Annotated in this window: 15 protein-coding genes and 1 pseudogene; 10 read left to right on the top strand and 6 right to left on the bottom strand. The window is 71.4% G+C overall.

Annotated features, from left to right (window positions below; all coding sequences use genetic code 11):
• Positions 1–203: 203 nt before the first annotated feature.
• From AC5L3C_RS35650 to AC5L3C_RS35625, 6 genes are all read right to left on the bottom strand, one after another.
• Positions 204–677, bottom strand: a complete 474-nt coding sequence (locus tag AC5L3C_RS35650) for a hemerythrin domain-containing protein (RefSeq protein WP_493653214.1) — start codon at positions 675–677, stop codon at positions 204–206.
• 27 nt (positions 678–704) lie between these two features.
• Positions 705–1952: a nitrate/nitrite transporter gene (locus AC5L3C_RS35645; RefSeq protein ID WP_493653212.1), complete on the bottom strand. Its 1248-nt coding sequence runs from the start codon at positions 1950–1952 to the stop codon at positions 705–707.
• Positions 1953–2071: 119 nt separating this feature from the next.
• Positions 2072–3109: an Acg family FMN-binding oxidoreductase gene (locus AC5L3C_RS35640; protein ID WP_493653211.1), complete on the bottom strand. Its 1038-nt coding sequence runs from the start codon at positions 3107–3109 to the stop codon at positions 2072–2074.
• A gap of 129 nt (positions 3110–3238) precedes the next feature.
• Complete coding sequence (locus tag AC5L3C_RS35635; RefSeq protein ID WP_493653209.1) at positions 3239–3685, bottom strand: hypothetical protein; 447 nt, start codon at positions 3683–3685, stop codon at positions 3239–3241.
• A gap of 7 nt (positions 3686–3692) precedes the next feature.
• A complete protein-coding gene (locus AC5L3C_RS35630; RefSeq protein ID WP_493653208.1) occupies positions 3693–4928 on the bottom strand; it encodes a TIGR04053 family radical SAM/SPASM domain-containing protein in 1236 nt (411 codons plus the stop codon).
• Positions 4929–6018: 1090 nt separating this feature from the next.
• On the bottom strand, positions 6019–6714 hold the full coding sequence (locus AC5L3C_RS35625) for a response regulator (RefSeq protein WP_125509625.1): 696 nt from the start codon (positions 6712–6714) through the stop codon (positions 6019–6021).
• Positions 6715–7085: 371 nt separating this feature from the next.
• On the opposite strand from AC5L3C_RS35625, the pseudogene AC5L3C_RS35620 reads away from it, so the two are divergent.
• The 10 genes and pseudogenes from AC5L3C_RS35620 to AC5L3C_RS35575 all read left to right on the top strand — a co-directional run.
• Positions 7086–7313: pseudogene (locus AC5L3C_RS35620) on the top strand (GNAT family N-acetyltransferase); the annotation flags it as partial.
• Between the two features lie 396 nt (positions 7314–7709).
• A complete protein-coding gene (locus AC5L3C_RS35615; protein ID WP_493653206.1) occupies positions 7710–9071 on the top strand; it encodes an ATP-binding protein in 1362 nt (453 codons plus the stop codon).
• Positions 9068–9502: a roadblock/LC7 domain-containing protein gene (locus tag AC5L3C_RS35610; RefSeq protein WP_125509622.1), complete on the top strand. Its 435-nt coding sequence runs from the start codon at positions 9068–9070 to the stop codon at positions 9500–9502. The genes AC5L3C_RS35615 and AC5L3C_RS35610 overlap by 4 nt, the downstream gene beginning before the upstream one ends.
• Positions 9499–9870 carry a DUF742 domain-containing protein gene (locus AC5L3C_RS35605; RefSeq protein WP_125509621.1) on the top strand — a complete coding sequence of 124 codons (372 nt, stop codon included), beginning with the start codon at positions 9499–9501 and terminating at the stop codon, positions 9868–9870. Before AC5L3C_RS35610 ends, AC5L3C_RS35605 begins: the two co-directional genes overlap by 4 nt.
• The gene (locus tag AC5L3C_RS35600) at positions 9851–10447 is read left to right on the top strand and encodes a GTP-binding protein (protein ID WP_125509619.1); all 597 of its coding nucleotides are present in this window, start codon (positions 9851–9853) and stop codon (positions 10445–10447) included. The genes AC5L3C_RS35605 and AC5L3C_RS35600 overlap by 20 nt, the downstream gene beginning before the upstream one ends.
• The gene (locus tag AC5L3C_RS35595; protein WP_125509617.1) at positions 10444–11682 is read left to right on the top strand and encodes a cytochrome P450 family protein; all 1239 of its coding nucleotides are present in this window, start codon (positions 10444–10446) and stop codon (positions 11680–11682) included. Before AC5L3C_RS35600 ends, AC5L3C_RS35595 begins: the two co-directional genes overlap by 4 nt.
• A 141-nt stretch (positions 11683–11823) precedes the next feature.
• Positions 11824–12912 carry a geranylgeranyl diphosphate synthase CldA gene (gene cldA / locus AC5L3C_RS35590; protein WP_493653204.1) on the top strand — a complete coding sequence of 363 codons (1089 nt, stop codon included), beginning with the start codon at positions 11824–11826 and terminating at the stop codon, positions 12910–12912.
• Positions 12909–14507, top strand: a complete 1599-nt coding sequence (cldB, locus tag AC5L3C_RS35585; RefSeq protein WP_493653203.1) for a copalyl diphosphate synthase — start codon at positions 12909–12911, stop codon at positions 14505–14507. Before cldA ends, cldB begins: the two co-directional genes overlap by 4 nt.
• A gap of 47 nt (positions 14508–14554) precedes the next feature.
• Positions 14555–15919: a cytochrome P450 gene (locus tag AC5L3C_RS35580; RefSeq protein ID WP_493653202.1), complete on the top strand. Its 1365-nt coding sequence runs from the start codon at positions 14555–14557 to the stop codon at positions 15917–15919.
• A 164-nt stretch (positions 15920–16083) separates the two neighbouring features.
• On the top strand, positions 16084–16887 hold the full coding sequence (locus AC5L3C_RS35575; protein ID WP_493653201.1) for a terpene synthase family protein: 804 nt from the start codon (positions 16084–16086) through the stop codon (positions 16885–16887).
• The last annotated feature ends 11 nt before the right edge of the window (positions 16888–16898 follow it).

Here is a 16898-nt window from a genome sequence, read left to right as displayed (position 1 = left end):
CTCGGTGGCCACTGACGTCGCTCCTTCCCGGGCGTGCCACGCCCGCCGGATGCCCGCTCGGCTCCCGCCCTGGTACGCGTTCGGACGCCCCTCGCGTCGAACCGGCGGTCGGATCAAGAACGTTCTTGTGACCGCGAGTCCCTTTGTACCCTCCTTTCACTCCGGCCGTAAGGTGAACCGGGCCGGTCGGGCCCGGTTCCGGCTCAGCCGGCCGGCTGCTCCCTACGGGTGCCGGCGCGGGCGCGTACCGCTTCGACCGCCTCCCACTGCTCGGTGGACAGTGCCGCCAGCGCGGCGGGGAAGACTCCGTCCTGTTCCTTGAGGATGTGCAGGCGCAGCAGGTCGAGCGTCCGGATCAGCCGGTCCGGCCAGGTGGCGTCCTGCGGTGTGCCCGCCTCGGCCTCCGCCAGGACGGCCTCGACGCGGCGGTGTTCGTCCTCGAGGGCGGCCAGCTGCTCGGGGAACTCCTCGGCGAGCGCGGGGAACAGACCGTGCTCCTCCACCTCGGTGTGCGGCTCCAGGACGCCGCCGATCCGGCGGGCGAGTCCGGCCATCCGGTCCGTGTCGCCGTCGCGGTGGGCGTCACGGACCTGGCTGATCAGCTGGACCACCGCGTCGTGCTCGCGGGTGAGTTCGTCGATCGCGGTGAGCGACTGGCAGCCGCAGTACTCGCACATGGCGTTCCTCCTCGGAGGTGGCGGGGGTCAGTGGGGTTGGCCGGCGGGGACGCGCCGTTCGGCCCCGCGGCGGACGGCGGTCCCGGTGTAGGCCAGTGCGGCGGCGGCCACCAGGGCCAGCAGGACCAGGCCCCAGGCGTACGAGCCGTAAGCGCCGTAGAGAGCGCCCATCACGAGCGGTGGCAGGAAGCCGCCGAGGCCGCCCGCCGCGCCGACGACGCCGGTGACCGATCCGACCTTGTTCGCCGGGGACAGCAGGGCCACCAGGGCGAAGACGGCGCCGCTGCCCGCGCCGAGCGCGGCGGCCATGACCAGGAACGCGAGGGTGCCCAGGGGTGCCAGGGACGGGGTGAACGACTGGGCGAGCGCCCCGGCGACCACCAGGGCCAGTGAGCCGCCCAGCACCCGGACCGGGCCGAAGCGGTCGGAGAGCCAGCCGCCGACCGGCCGCATGGCCACGGCCAGCAGCACGAAGCCTGCCATGCGATTGGCCGCGTCCGCCTGGGTGAGACCGTAGCCGGTCCGGAGGTAGGTGGGCAGGTAGACCGAGAAGGCGACGTAGCCGCCGAAGGCCACGGCGTACAGGGCGGAGGCCTGCCAGGTGACGGCGAGCCCGAACGTGGCGGTCAGGCGGCGGGTCAGCGGTTCGGTCGGCACGGTGCGGCCGGGGGCGTCGCGCAGTACGACGGCCGCGAGCACCGCGTAGCCGGCCAGGACCGCGGCGGTGATCAGGAAGGGGTTGGCCATGCCGCCGGCGTCGACCAGTTTCACGGTGGTGAGGGCGCTGATGGCGGTGCCGCCCATGCCGGCTCCGAAGACGCCGATGGCCAGGCCCCGGCGCTCGGGCGGGAACCAGGCGCTGACGAACGGCACGCCGATGGCGAAGGCGGTGCCTCCGATGCCGAGGAAGAAGCCGCCGGCCAGCAGCCCGGCGTAGGAGGAGTGTCCGGCCAGGCCCAGGAAGAGCACGGGCACGATGGTGGCCGCGGAGACCAGCGGGAACATCACCCGTCCGCCGAACCGGTCGGTGAGGGCGCCGACCGGGATGCGGCCCAGGGAGCCCACGATCACCGGCACGGCCACCAGCAGCGACTGCTGGAACGACGACAGCCCCAGGGACTCGTGGAGCCGGGGGGCGAGCGGGCTGAGCAGCGCCCAGGCCCAGAAGTTGAGGGCGAACCCGGCCGTGGCCAGGGCCAGCATCAGCCAGGCCTGTCCGGTCCCGGCCGCATGTGGTCGCGGTGCTTCGATCGACTTGCCCGACGGCTGCAGCATGCCGTCCGTCCTCCCTGTTCGCGGTGCGGCGCGTGTCACGTCGGCGCCGCGGGTACCGGGCTCCGTGCCGGCCTCCCGGCTCCACTATCGGGCGCGTGAGGCGTTGTTGCGTGGGGCTGTCAGTCCCCGGCGGCGGGGTCCGGCGGTCCCGGTTGTGGGGTCCGAACGGCGCGCGTCACGGGACGGTCGGCAGGGCGTGCCGCTGCCCGAGGGGTACCCGTACCCCTCGCTTCCGGGCCGTAACCGAAACGGATCAGCACCTGCGGTCGGCACCACCTGGTCGCGGGGACCCGCATCGCCTCCCGCAGGTCCGGCCACTCCATGGCCTGGTGGAGCAGCGAGGTCCGCACGCCGTGCGCGGTGGCGGTCAGCAGCACCCGCTCCAGCGCCTGGCCCGCCTGCAGCCAGTCCCGCGGCCGGTCGCCGACGGTCCACAACAGGGCGACCTGGGCGTGCCGTTCGAACCGCAGCCGCGGCCGCCCCGGCACGGGTGGCCGGCCGGTGAAGTCGCGCATCGGCATGTGCCCGGTGGCGTCGAGGGGTCGGGTGGTGGTGAACGGGATGCCGTAGGAGCTCGATCCGGGCGGGGCGATCCATGCGCGGCTCTCGGCCGTGCGTTCCCGGTTCTCGGTGTTGCGCCGTTCGGCCGCCGAGGTCACCCGCAGCAGGCGGCGCGTCTGCGGGATGCCCGGTACGTACAGCCGGGCGCCCTCGGCCCGGGCGGCGGCGGCCATGTCGGCGACGATCCGCTCGGGCACCGGGCGGCCGGTGAACGGCATCCGGCTGGAGTGGCGCCGGGCCACGGCCGCGTAGAGCGTGCGGTAGTCCGGCGCGGTGGTGTCGGGAACGGTCAGCTGCACGGTGGCGAGCAGGTCGGGGTCGGCGGGGTCGGGCAGCAGATGGGTGACGGGCTGCCAGCCGAGGTGGGCGGCGGCGACGCGCAGATTGAACACCGCGGATCCGGTGGACAGGTGCAGGGCGCGGCCCACCGGATCGGCCAGGGCCAGGGACCGGCTGCGGTCGGCGTGGACGGTGACGGTCCGGGTGCCCAGGCGGAAACCGAAGCGCCAGGGCTGTGTGTTGTGGATCGACGGCGCCGCCACCGCCGCGGCCAGCAGCGTTTCCAGCGCGAGGGCGTCGATCTTGTCGGTGTGCATCGTGGCTCCTCGCTGTCCGGGAACCTCCGGTGTGGAGGAGGACTGCCCTTGTGTCCACCCTCCGTCACCTCCGGACGGGTGACGAGGGCCACCCGGCCCATCGCCCGCCGCCGAGCGGACCCGGCGCCGTCAGGTGGCGGGCAGGGCGGTGGCGAGGAGGACCACTCCCAGGGAGCCGGTCAGGGAGACGACGGCCAGCGCGCGGGCGACGTCGGTGCGATGGCGTGAGTGGGCGATGCCGTGGCCGGCCGCGGCGGCCATGACCAGGGCGAACAGGGCGAGCTTGGCCGCCAGGGTGCGGCCGTAGCCGGGTTCGGCGAGGGAGGCCCAGGTGACGCCCTTGTGCCAGGCCATGGCGATGCCCGTGCCGAGCTGCACGGGCAGGAAGAGCGCGCCGGTGAGCATCCCGAACCTGCGTCCCGCCTCGGCGGTGAAGCGGGCCTTGGCGTCGGGGGCGAGCAGGCGTCTGGCGAGCGGGAGGACCACCAGGGACAGGGCGAGCTGTCCGCCGACCCACAGCGCGGCGCCTGCGACGTGCGCGAAGCGCACCAGGGACCACAGTCCCACGGTGTCCACGACCGGCTCACCTCCCCCGTGCCGTGTGCCGCACGGGAGCCTCGTCGGGCGGGCCGTCGGGCAGCAGCGCCGCCAGTTCCTCCTGGTAGGGGAAGGAACCCGGCCGGTAGCCGCACCAGGGCTCCTCGGCGTGCGGATCACCGGTGACCCCGTACGCGCGGGACCGGGACCCGCCGCACACCCGGCGGAACTCGCACCGCCCGCACCGGCCGGCGAGGGCGTCGGCGTCCCGCAGGGCGGAGAACAGCGCGGCGGAGCGGTAGATCTCCGTCAGGGGCCGCGTCCGTACGCTGCCCGCCCCCAGGGGGAGGAACCCGCTGGGGTGCACGGTGCCGGTGTGCGAGACGAAGACGAAGCCTCTGGCGGCGTTGACGTCCAGGGGCGGGCGGCGGGCCCTTCTGGACCCGGTGTCGAGGCCCAGCCGGGCGGAGCGCTCGCGCAGTTCCCGGTAGAGCGGTCCGAGCCCCAGTACGGCCACGTGGTCGTCGCCGGTGTCCGCGAGGATCTTGCGCTGGAGCGCGACCCGGCGGAAGTGGTGGGCCTCGGTGGTCTTGGCGGGCACGGTCAGTCCCACGTCGTACACGAAGTTCAGGACGTCCTCGGTCTCGGCGGGGGTGAGTTCACCGAGCCGGCGGCCGCGGCCGGTGGGCACGAGGAAGAAGGCGCTCCACAGCATGGCCCCGTGGTCGCGGACCAGGCGGACGATGTCCGGCAGGTCGTGCAGGTTGTGCCGGGTGACCGTGGTGTTGATCTGCACCTTCAGGCCCATCTCGCGGGCGGCGTCCCAGGCGTCGAGCGTCCACCGGTAGACGCCGGGCACACCGCGGAAGCCGTCGTGCAGCTCGGCGGTGGACCCGTCCAGGCTGAGCGAGACACCGACCGCGCCTGCGTCGCGCACCTCCCGCAGCCGCCGGGGGGTGAGGGTCGGGGTGCCGGACGGCGACACGGCGACGCGGACGCCCGCCTCGGCGCCGTGGGCGATCAGTTCGTTGAGGTCGGGGCGCTGGAACGGGTCACCGCCGGTGATGACGAACAGCGGGGCGGGCTGTCCGAAGGCGGCGACCTGGTGCAGCAGGTCCTTGGCGGCGGCCGTGTCCAGCTCGCGCGGATCGCGGTCGGGGACGGCCTCGGCGCGGCAGTGCAGACAGGCCAGCGGGCAGGCGCGGGTGGATTCCCAGATGACGATGAACGGCCGCTCGGCGACGTCCTGGTGCTGCCGCCGGATCGCCCGGGGGCCGCTCATCGCGTTCCCCGGACGTCCGAACGGTGACCGGCCCGGACCGTGCGCGGCGTGCGTGACGGGGATCGGCGGGGGAAACGGCCGCACGCACGCTGCTTACGGTGGTACACGGGACACCTCCGGGTCGGTCACCGTCAGCCTGCCGGACCCGGCCCCGGTCGCACTGCGGCCGACCGGTCCCCGACGCGGGGGCCGTTGGTCCCTCACAACGGTGCGGTCCACCACGCCCTGCCCGGGGCGGGTGGACCGCGTGTGTCCGGCCGCACGACTGAGCAACGCCCGGACGATGACGGCCCCGAGAGTCCGCGGCGCCTGCTGCCCGGCCCGTGGAATGAGAAGACGCGGCCGGCCAGGGTGACGCAACGGCCCGACAACTCCAGGCCCGTCACCCCACAGCATCCCCCGCCCGACACCCCCGCCCCGTGGGCCGAAAGACCCCCAGCGACCGTCGACCGGCCCTGTCTCACCCACCCCGCCCGCCCCGGGCCCGGCAAGCGGCCTGCCCCACCGAAGGGTGCCCACACCGCGTCCCGGACGCGCGCACCCACGGCAGGGCCGGGCCGGCCCAGACGCATCAGTGCCGGAAGCGGCCGCCGAGAACCCGCTGACGGGGCCGTGGTACGCGGGGCGCAGACGGCCCGGATCCGGTAGCGATCACCGCGGCCAGGACCCGGCGCACTTCCTGGCCGACCGGGCCCGACCGGAACGCACCGGCCCACGGGTGGGGTGCTGGAAGCGCCCGTACCGAGGGGCCTCGGTACCGGTGACGGCTCAGTGGTTCGCGGTACGCGGGGATCACCGCGAGGTGGATACGGCGCTCCCCCCGGACGACCGGTCCGTCTCCGCACCGCCCGGCGCCGGACGGCGGCGTTCCCAGGTGCCCGGCACGGGCGGCGCGCCGGGGAGCGGTGACACGTCACCGGCCCTCGCGCCGCAGGCGAGCCCGAGCCTCGGTGGCACAGACCGCACGGCCCGACCCGGGATCCACCCGTGCGGACCGGACGGCCGAGCCCGGTCCGGGCGCACCAGCGCCGCGGGTGGCGCCGGCGCGGGTGGCGCCGGCGCGGGTGGCGGGAGCGCACCCGGCGAGGGGTCAGTGGCTGTCGGGGCGGAGGCGGTCGCGGGCCTCGGTGGCGATGACCGCCGCCTGGATGCGGCGTTCCACGCCGAGTTTGGCCAGGAGGCGGGAGATGTGGTTCTTGACCGTCTTCTCGGCCAGGTACAGACGCTGGCCGATCTGCCGGTTGGTGAGCCCCTCACCGATCAGGGCGAGGATCTCCCGCTCCCGTTCGGTCAGCCCCGGCAGCGCGTCCGGGCGCTCCTGCTCCTTCTGCTGTCCGCCGCGCAGCCGCGCCATCAGCTTGGTGGTGGCGCTGGGGTCCAGCAGCGACTGGCCCCGGGCGACCGTCCGGACGGCGGTCACCAGGTCGGAGCCGCGGATCTGCTTGAGCACGTAACCGGAGGCGCCGGCCATGATCGAGTCCAGCAGGGCCTCCTCGTCGTCGAACGAGGTCAGCATGAGGCAGGCCAGGTCCGGCATGCCCGAGCGGAGCTCGCGGCACACGCTCACGCCGTCGCCGTCGGGCAGCCGCACGTCGAGCACCGCGACCTGCGGGCGCAGGGCGGGGACGCGGACCAGGGCCTGCTCGGCGGTGGCGGCCTCGCCGACCACCGTGATGTCCGGCTCGTCGTTCAGCAGGTCGTGCACCCCGCGCCGCACCACCTCGTGGTCGTCCAGCAGGAAGACCCGGATCGGGTTGTCGGGGCCGGGCTGCTCGCCGTCCGCCATCGCGTACTCCTCATTCTCCGCGTTGCAGGGTTGCGGAAAAATCCTCGCCGGTCCGGGGCCGGATGGCCAGGGCCGGTCGGCCCCGTTCCACCTCGTGTCGCACCGCGCGCAAAGGACGCCGTCGCGACACGGGGATCGGGCGCGTTGAGCAGCCGTTCGATCGCGGTGGTCGCGATGACCAGGCCGGGGCCGTGGCGGGACAGGCGTGCAGGCCGGCACCCCGGGCCGGATGGGAGCCCCTGCTGTGGGCGCGGCGGGCCGCGGCCGGCGCAGCCGGCGATGGGGAGCTGTCCACGAGCGGTCCGGGGCCGCCCCGGAAAAGCCGTTGTGCCGGGACCGCCGGGACCGCCGGGACCGCACTCTTGGGTCTCATGCCCCTCACACTGCGGCCCGCCGCGCTCACCGACGCCCCGGCCGTCACCGAACTCCTCAACCGGGTCGACGAGATCGAGATCGGCCGGCCCGAGACCGGCCTGCACACCGTGCAGGCCGACCTGAAGCGTCCCGGAACCGATCTGGAACGTGACTCCTGGCTCGTACTGGACGGCGACCGCGTGGTCGCCTACGGGCTGCTGTGGGACGAGTCCGGCGGCGAGCGCGGAGAGCTTCTGCGGGTCCTCGGCCGCGGTGCCTTGGGACAGTGAAGCGCGCCTGCTCAGGGGGCAGTTGTGGACGCTCCGTGAACACGGCACCAGCTGATCTTTATGTGAGTACTATTCCGCATCAGCTGACCGTTGCCGTCCGGAGCGAAATGTCCTCCCTCCCGTTGACCCCAGTTCGCCTGGTGTGTCCGCGTACCGTCCTTCGGTGCGGGCACGCCACGAGCAGGTCTCCTGAGGGCATGGTGCTCGGGGAAGCGGGCCGCCTCACACGGTGGCCGGACGGACGTGCCCCTGCCTTACCCACAGCGCCGAGTCTGCCTGACGGGCCTGGACATCTTGTCGTTGTTCGACGTCTTCAGGCAGCCGGCCCCTACTCTCCAAGGACTCCTGTCCGTGACCTCGAATCCCGAAGCCGCTGTCGCGGTGTTGGGCGCGACAACCGTCGTGGGCGGCCTGGCCGTGGCGGCTCTGGCCAGATCCCGCGCGGCCCTTTCGCGTCGCAATGCCGTGCTCGACCAGCAATTGGCCACGCAGAACCAGGCGTTGGCGGCCCTCCAAGCCCGTGAGAAGGCGCAGTTGGAAGAACTGCGTCACCTTGTGAACCGCCGGCTGCCGGCTGCGGCTCTGCACCTGATCAGTGATCACCATCCGGTTCCCGGCCCTCTGCTGAACGACGGCGGCGACTACGCGGACCAGATCCAGGCCGTACATGACTTGTTCGTGGAGACGCTGATCAGTGAACGGGGCCGTATCGACTCCGCCGCTCGGGCTGCGCTTCGTGGAGCCTGCACCGCCATTCAGGCGCAGAGTTTCCGGCTGCAGACACTCATCGACGATCTGCAGAGCGACTGCCGTGATCCGGAGGTCCTCAGGGAGTACTTCCGCATCGACCAGCTCAACGAGCAGGTTCTCCGTCTGGTGCAGAAGGCGGCCATCGTGAGTGGTTCGTGGCCTGGTCTGGTCCGGCCGGACACCCATCTCCCGGACGTCGTCGCGGGCGCCACGTCGCGTCTGTCCGGATTCGAGCGGATCCAGGTCCACACGAAGCTGCCCACCGGCGGCGTGGGCATCGTGGGACGGGCCGCCGAACCGGTGGCGGTGGCCTGTGCCGAGCTGATGGCGAACGCGCTGGAGTCCTCCCGGGGCGATCTGGCGGTCGAGGTCACCCTGCTGCAGACGGACAACGGCAGTGTGTGCATCCAGATCGACGACGCCGGCAAGGGCATGACCCGCGAGGCGGTCGCGCGCGGTGCGCGGCTGGTGTCGGGCGAGAATGCCGCCGATCTGCTGATCACTGAGCTGGGCGACCCGCCCGCTCTGGGTTTCGCGGCCATCGGACAGCTGGTCGCCGACCACGGTTTCCACGTGTCGGTGGACCAGGTCTCGCCCTATGGCGGGGTGCGTGCCGTACTGGCCGTTCCGAAGCACCTGCTGACCACGATCGACGAGACGGCGGAGCCGCCGTCGGCGATGGCGGCCATGCCGGCCCCGGCCCCCCGCTCGCCGGTTCCGCCCGTCGCCGCGGTGCAGGCCAAGCACGTGGAGGGACTGCGTGATGTCAGTGCACCGTCTCCGAGAGACGCCGGCGCGCTGCCCCAGCGTCGCCGCCGGAGCGGGTCCTCCCGTAGCCGCTCGTTGACCCGTGCGGCTCGGCCGGTGGACCCGGAGGAGGCCGGTGCCGCGTGGGGTGACTTCGAGCAGGCAGTTGCCGCCGGACGCGACGGCACCGATTCCGAGAACAAGGACAAGTCTTGAGCCAGTCAACTCTCAGCCAGCAGATCCCCGACCCGTCCTGGGTCCTGGAACCGATCACCGAGATCGGCGTACGGCATGCGCTGATTCTTTCCGCCGACGGCATCGTGGTGGGGGCCTCGGGCAGCCTCGGCCGGGACGAGTCCGAAGGCATGGCGGCGATGGTGTCAGCTCTGCATGGGGCCGCACGGGCGGCGGCCGTTGTATCGCTCGAGGCCCCGGAGGAGACCCCGATCTCCACCATCACGGTGCAGCTCGACGCCTGCGGAACGCTCATGGTCATGCCCGCCGGGGGAGCCAACGCGTTCATCGCCGCGTCCTTCGGCACCGAGGTGCCGATGAACATCGTCGCGCACACGCTGGCACGGCAGGCGAAGAACCTCGGTGAGGCGCTGATGTCGGTACCGACGCGCTCCCAGGGCCCGGCATCATGAGCCCCGGCCCGGCGCGACGTCTGGTCCCCAGCTACCTGGCGACCGGAGGCGTCAACGCACCCGAGCACAGCGCCCTCGAAGAACTGACCGCGTTAACGGGCACCGGCCGGTCCGCGCTGCCTCATCACACCCCCGCTCATCAGCGGCTTCTCGACCTGGTCAGTGACGGCGGACTGACGGTGATGGAGATCGCGGGCTATCTGCGTCTTCCGGTCGGCGTGGTGAAGATGCTCGCCGCACAGCTGGTGTCGGACGGTCACCTGCGCGCCGCCGCGCCGCTTCCTGACGCCCTTGCTCCCCGCACGAATGCCGGACGGCCCAGCAGGGCCCTCCTCGAGGAGGTTATGCATGGGCTCCTCGCCCTCTAGCACACCGGTCTACCTGCCGAATACGAACCAGCAACGGGTGAAGGTCCTGATAGCCGGGCCCTTCGGTATCGGCAAGACCACAATGATCCAGACGCTGTCGGAGATTCCGAGCCTCCACACCGAGGAGGTGATGACGGACGCGGCAGCCGACATCGACGAGCTCTCGGTGACGGACAAGAAGACCACCACGGTGGCCATCGACTTCGGCCGTCTCACCCTCTCCCAAGGGCGCATCGTCCTGTATCTGTTCGGCACGCCCGGTCAGCGTCGGTTCAAGCCCCTGTGGAGCGACTACGCCCGTGGCGCCCTGGGCGCGCTGGTCATCGTCGACACCCGGAGGCTGGCCGACTCCTTCGAGGTCATGGACCTCATCGAAGAGAGCGGCCTGGACTACGCCGTCGCCGTGAACCAGTTCCCCGACTCCCCCGCGCACGACGAGGAAACCCTCCGCCTCAAGCTCGACCTGGAGGACCACACTCCCTTGGTCATCTGCGACGCACGCGACTGGGACTCGAGTCTCAACACACTGCGGGCGCTGGCCGCCCACCTCGTATCGCGTTCCGGAGGCAGCCGGTGACCGCCATCCCCGAGGCCGTTCCGCTGTACGGACCGGAGCACGCCGCCGACCCCCAGCGCAGCTACGAACTGCTGCGCGCGCAGGGCCCGGTGGGCCGTGCCGAGGTCGATCCCGGACTCGTCGTGTGGGTGATCACCGACTACCGGGCCGCCCTCGACCTGCTCCAGGACCCCGACAACTGGACCAAGGACACCCGCGGCTGGGACACGAATGTGCCGGCGGACAGCCCGGTCAAGGAGCCCCTGCAGTGGCGTCCCAGTCTGTTCTTCGCGGACGGCGAGGAGCACGCACATCTGCGGAAGGTCATCACCGACAGTTTCGCCCTGCTCGACCCCCAGCACCTGCGCGAGGTGACCCGGCGCCACGCCGACACCCTCCTCGACGAATTCGCCCGCACGGGACGGGCCGACCTGGTCGCCCAGTACGCCCGCAGGCTGCCGCTCATGGTCCTGAACACCCTGTTCGGCATGCCGGACGAAGGTGCGGACCAGCTCATGTCGGCCATCGAGGCGCTGCTGAGCACCGTCCCGCAAGCCAAGGAGGCAGGAGAGCAGGCCCTCACGGCCTATCTGGGGGGCCTCTACGCCATGAAGAGTGCCCGGCGCGGCCGCGACCTCACCTCCTACTTCATCGACCATCCGCACGGGCTCACCCCTGAGGAGGTGATCAACCAGGTACTCATCACCCAGGGCGCCGCCTACGGCACGCTGGCCGGCCTGATCGCCAACACCCTCGCGCGGACCCTCTCCGACGAGCGGTACCGAGGCACCCTCACCACCGGGAGTCTGCCCATCCGGCACGCCATCGACGAGGTGCTCTGGGAAGACCCGCCCCTGGCCATGTACAGCCTCCACAGGGCACGGCACCCCCTGACCTTCCACGGACGCGCCTTCGAAGCCGGAGACCCCGTCATGGTCTCCTACGCTGCGGTCAACAGCTGCCCGCACGCCAATCAGGTGCCCGATGAACAGCGCTCCGACCACAAGGCACACCTGGCCTTCGCCGCCGGACCGCACGCCTGCCCCGCGGAGAACATCGTGCTCGTGGTCGCGGTCGCGGCCATCGAGCGGTTGATGGGCAGACTGCCGGACATCGAACTCACCGTGCCGGCCGCCACACTGACCTACCAGCCGGGCCCCATCTACCGCGTCCTCACCGCACTCCCCTGCCGTTTCACTCCACAGGCATCGGATTCCCGGAGGACGACGACGGGTAGCGTCTCCGTGTCCGCCTGATCCCCATCACCCACACCAACACCAACAGCCGGCCCACCGATCGCCCCCGGGAGGTACACCCCGGGGGCCGCGTTCTGCCTGCCCGCGAGGAAAAGGGCGACTCTGCATGGAGTTCACACTTCACGGAAGGTACGTCAATCGATGCTCGGGACTGTACGGGGCACCACTGATATCCCGACCCCCATATCCGTTCGTGACGAGGTGGACGCGGTACTCGCCGAATTCGTCGACGAGCAGGAGCGGTCAGCGCTCGGGCCGGAAACGGAACCCCTCTTCGCCACCCTCCGACGGCTGCTCTTCTCCCCCGGCAAGCGACTGCGTCCGTTGTTGTGTGTGGCGGGATGGCAGGCCGGAGGCGCACCCGGAGATGTCCCCACCATCCTCCGTGTCGCCGCCGCTCTGGAACTGTTCCAGACGTTCGCCCTGATCCACGACGACGTCATGGACGACAGCGACTCCCGCCGCGGACAGCCATCGGCCCACCGTGCGCTGTCCGCCGCGTACGTGACGGCCGGCGGGCAACGCGGCAGGGCCGAGGCACACGGCCGGGGTGCCGCCGTTCTCCTCGGTGACCTCCTGCTCGTGTGGTCGGACGAGATGCTGGCCGGCGCGGGACTGGAAGCCCGCGCGCGAGGCCGAGTCCTGCCCTTGGTGGACAGTATGCGCGCCGAGCTGGTGTACGGGCAGTACCTCGACCTGCTGTCCACCGGCCGGATCACCGGAGACGTCGGCGCCGCGCTGCGGGTCGCCCGGTACAAGACGGCGAAGTACACCGTGGAGCGGCCTCTGCACCTGGGTGTCGCTGTCGCCGACGGCGGTCCGCAACTGATGCAGTTGTGCTCCGACTTCGCCATCCCCGTGGGAGAAGCGTTTCAGCTGCGCGATGACCTCCTCGGCCTCTTCGGTGATCCGGCACGGACCGGCAAGCCGGTCGGAGACGACATCCGCGAGGGCAAGGCCACCGTGCCGATGGCTCTGGCGTTCCGGGCCGCTCCCAGGGCCGAGCGACGCCTGCTCAAGGCCTTCTTCGGCAGTCCGGACCTGACTGCCGAGGACATCGACCAGGTGCGCACCATCCTGGAGACCACCGGCGCCCGGCACCGCGTCGAAACGATGATCGCCTCCCGGCGGGACGCCGCTCTCGCCATTCTGAAAGCGGCCGACCTGCCGAAGGACGTCGCCGAAACGCTACGCCAGCTCGTATGGATGGCTACGGAAAGGAACGCATGAACTTCCTGCATCACCCGACAACACGAATACGGACCGGCCGCACCGGCTCCTACGGTGAACAGGCCCAGGAGTTGGTCGCATCGGTCAGCGATGACGCCTGGGGCGATGTCCGTCCCTCGCTGTACGAGACTGCCCGGGTCACGTCCTGGTCACCATGGCTGGAGGGACACGAACGGCGTCTGGTGTGGCTGCTGGAACAGCAGTCATCCGCGGGCAGTTGGGGAGAGGGCCCAGCACCGTACCGGCTGCTGCCGACACTCGCCGCCACGGAAGCCCTCCTGTCGACGCTGCGCCATGACACGGCGGCAGCCGTCCCGCGCCCGCGCCTCGTCGCGGCCGCCGACGCCGGTCTCGCCTCGCTGCGGGATCTGTTCAGGACGGGTGGATGGCCGGACACGGCGGCCATCGAGATCCTCGTCCCCGACCTGGTCCTCCTGATCAACGAGCACCTGAGCCGGCCCGAGGTCGCTGCGCAGCCCCGGCTCGGCCCGTGGGCACGCGGAGCGCGACTGACCGAGCCCCGCGGATTTCAGGCGGCGCTGCCCGAGCGGATGGCCGAGCGGTGCCGGGCAGGCGGCGGTGTGCCGCTCAAGCTGCACCACACCTTCGAAGGCATCGCCCGCCACCTGCCACGGATGGTGCCCCCCGTCCCGGGCGGGCTGCTGGGAAGTTCCCCCGCCGCCACCGCCGCCTGGCTGGCCACCGCAGCCGGCTCCGGCCGGGAACAGGCGGTCACCGCGCTGACTGCCGTGGCGGACCGCTATGACGGTCTTTTCCCGGAGGCTTCGCCGATCTCCGTCTTCGAGCGGCTCTGGGTCGCGGCCGCGCTTGCCCGTCCCGGGCTGCCCGCCGACTGTGTGCCTTCGATCCGCACCTGGGTGGCGGAGATCTACGACGCCACCGGGGTACGCGGTGCCCCGGGCCTGCTGCCCGACGCCGACGACACCGCCATGGCGGTGCTGGTGTCCGTCCTCGTCGGCACGGCCCGTGACCCCGCTCCGCTCGCCGCCTTCGAGGCCGGCGATCACTACGACTGCTACGTGGGCGAGGACACCGGCTCCATCACAGCCAACGCCCACGCTCTCCAGGCACTCACCGCCTGCACGCGTCACCGGCCCACGGCAGGGAACACGCTCCGAACCCGTATGGACACCACCCGGGACTGGCTCCTCGCCCAGCAGCAACCCGACGGCGCCTGGCACGACAAGTGGCACGCCTCCCCCTACTACGCCACCGAGCGGTGTGTCACCGCGCTCTCCCGGCACACCGGGCCCACCACCCGCGAGGCCGTCCGCTCGGCAGCCGACTGGGTCCTGGCCACACAGCGCGACGACGGCTCCTGGGGGGTGTGGGACGGCACCGCCGAGGAGACCGCCTACGCCGTGAACATTCTCCTGAACTCCACGGAGCACGCGGCGAGGTCAGAGGTGACCGAGGCGCTGAGGCGGGCCGAGCACATCCTGCGCGATGTCTCCCGCTCGTCCGGCCACCGCCACCCCGCCCTCTGGCACGACAAGACCCTCTACGCGCCCCAGGCCATGGCCCAGGCCGAAGTGTCAGCAGCGCTCGAACTGCTGCTGACACACCGGCCCTGAAACGCCGCGACGCCCGTACAGCACGGATCGCCTACGGAGGCACCCAGGTGAACGCCACCCCTCATGTTCCGCCCTACGCTCCAGGACGTGCACCGCTCATTGGACACGCGGTGCCCCTGGTGAGGAATCGCCTGACCTTTCTTCAGAGCCTGCGGGAGCACGGGCCGATCGTGCGTATCTCGATCGGCCCGAAAGCCGTGACCGTCGTCAACTCCCCCGATCTCCTCCAGGAGATGCTCACCACGCAATCGAGACACTTCAGCAAGGGGCTCCTCTTCGAGAAGCTGAAGCTCTTCGGCGAGGATGCCCTGCCGGTCGCGGAAGGCAGCCGGCATCTGACCCGCCGCCGGCTGATGCAGCCCGCGTTCCACCACCAGCAGATCGATACGTACATCCGCACCATGCACACCACCGTCGAACCGATGATCGCGGCATGGCAGGGCGCGGGCCTCATGGACCTGAAGACCGAGATGCAGCTGATGACACAGAACGTCGTCATGGCGGCCTTGTTCTCCACCACCCTCAACCGCGACACCGGGCAAGCGATCCTCGAGAGCGTCGACACCCTGTTCGCCGCGGCGCTCCGCCGTGCCCTGCTGCCCTTCCCCCTGCTGGAACGGCTGCCGACCCCGGGAAACCGTCGGGCGCAACGCGCCGGCCGGGTGATGCGCACCGCCGTGGGTGAGGTCATCGCGGACCACCTGGCGCATCCGGACTCCTACGACGACATCGTGTCACTGCTGCTGAACACCCGCGAGCCGGACGGTACGCCGCTGGCGGACGAGGACATCCTGTCCGAGGTCACGGGCCTGCTCGCCGCCGGTTCGGAAACCACCGCGGTCACCCTGGCCTGGCTCTTCCACGAGCTGGCCCGTCACCCGGAGCTGGAGCGGCAACTGCACAGCGAGGTCGACACGGTCCTCACGAACGAGCCCCTGACCACGCGGACTCTGGCACGGCTCACCTTCACCCGCAGACTGGTCAACGAGAGTCTGCGCATGTACAGCCCGGCATGGCTGGTGACCCGTCAAGCCATCGAACCCGTCCGGCTCGGAGGCATGGACCTGCGGGTCGGGGAGGACATCGTGTGGAGTCCCTACACTCTGCACCGCGATCCCGCCCTGTACCCGGACCCGCTCCGTTTCGATCCCGACCGCTGGCTTCCGGAACGTCCACAACCCCCGAAGGGGGCCTTCATACCGTTCGGCGCGGGGAAGCGACAATGCATGGGCAACGAGTTCGCCCTGGCCGAAGCGACCCTGATCACGGCGCTGATCGCGTCCCGCTGGCGACTGCGGCCCGTCCCGGGACCCGCGGTTCGGCCGGTCGGAGCGATCACCCTGCACCCCTCCACGCTGCGCATGACCGCCCAGGCGCGGACACCCGTCGACCACCACCGGGAGGCCGTGTGACCGGCACCGGCGATGGGGGGACGATGCTGCCTCGACCGGACTTCACCGCCACGTTCCCCGGGCCGTTCCCTGCGGGCCCGCACGGTGAGCGTACGGAGCACCGGCTCCTGGAGTGGCTGGAGGAGCACCCGCTGCTCCCCTCCGCCAGGGCCAGGGAGGTTCTGGTGAACATCGCGGGTCACGGAGCATCGCGCACCTTCCCCACCGCGGACGCGGACGAACTCGCGCTGTTCGCGGAACTCCTCCTGTGGCTCACCGCCTTCGACGACACCCACGCCGAGGGAAACGCCGTCGGGGGACCGACAGCTCTCGTCGACCGCATCAGCGAGCTGATGCCCGTCCTGGCCGACGGCACCGCGTCTCGCACGCCGGACCCGTTCCCTGCCGCCTTGCACGACCTGCTCGCCCGGTTCCGGGCTCGTGCCGGCGCCGCCGCGTACCACCGGCTTGCGGCAAGCCTGCGTGACACTCTCATGGGGCTGGTCTGGGAAGCGCATCACATCGCGAAACCAGAGAGGGTCGCCCTCGCCACCTATCTGGCGATGCGTCCTCACACCGTCTTCGTCAGGACGATCATGGCTGCGGGAGAGATCGTCCTGGGCTACGAACTGACGGACACCCAGCGGGCTCTGGCGGCGGTGCGGAATTCGGAGACCGCTGTCGCCAATCTCGCGGGCTGGATCAACGACCTTGCCTCCTACGAGCGAGAGCTGGAGCGTGGGCCACAGCAGCCCTTGAGCCTGCCCACCCTGCTGCAGGCGCGGCATGGCGGGACCATCGCAGAGGCTTTCGCACGCGCGAGCAGCATGTGCGAAAACGAAGCGGCCGTCGTCCGGCAAGGGATCACGGACCTGGCCCACGCTTCTCCGGACACGCTCACAGCGCACGCGCGTGCGCTGGAGGGCATCACCCACTCGTTCGTCTGGCACACCGGCCATGCCCGCTACCAGCCCTCGCCGGCTCGGTAGCGAGTGACGAG

Source organism: Streptomyces speibonae (genome assembly GCF_984686075.1).
The sequence above is the reverse complement of the archived record's forward strand: the minus strand, read 5'-3'. Positions and strand labels throughout refer to the sequence as shown.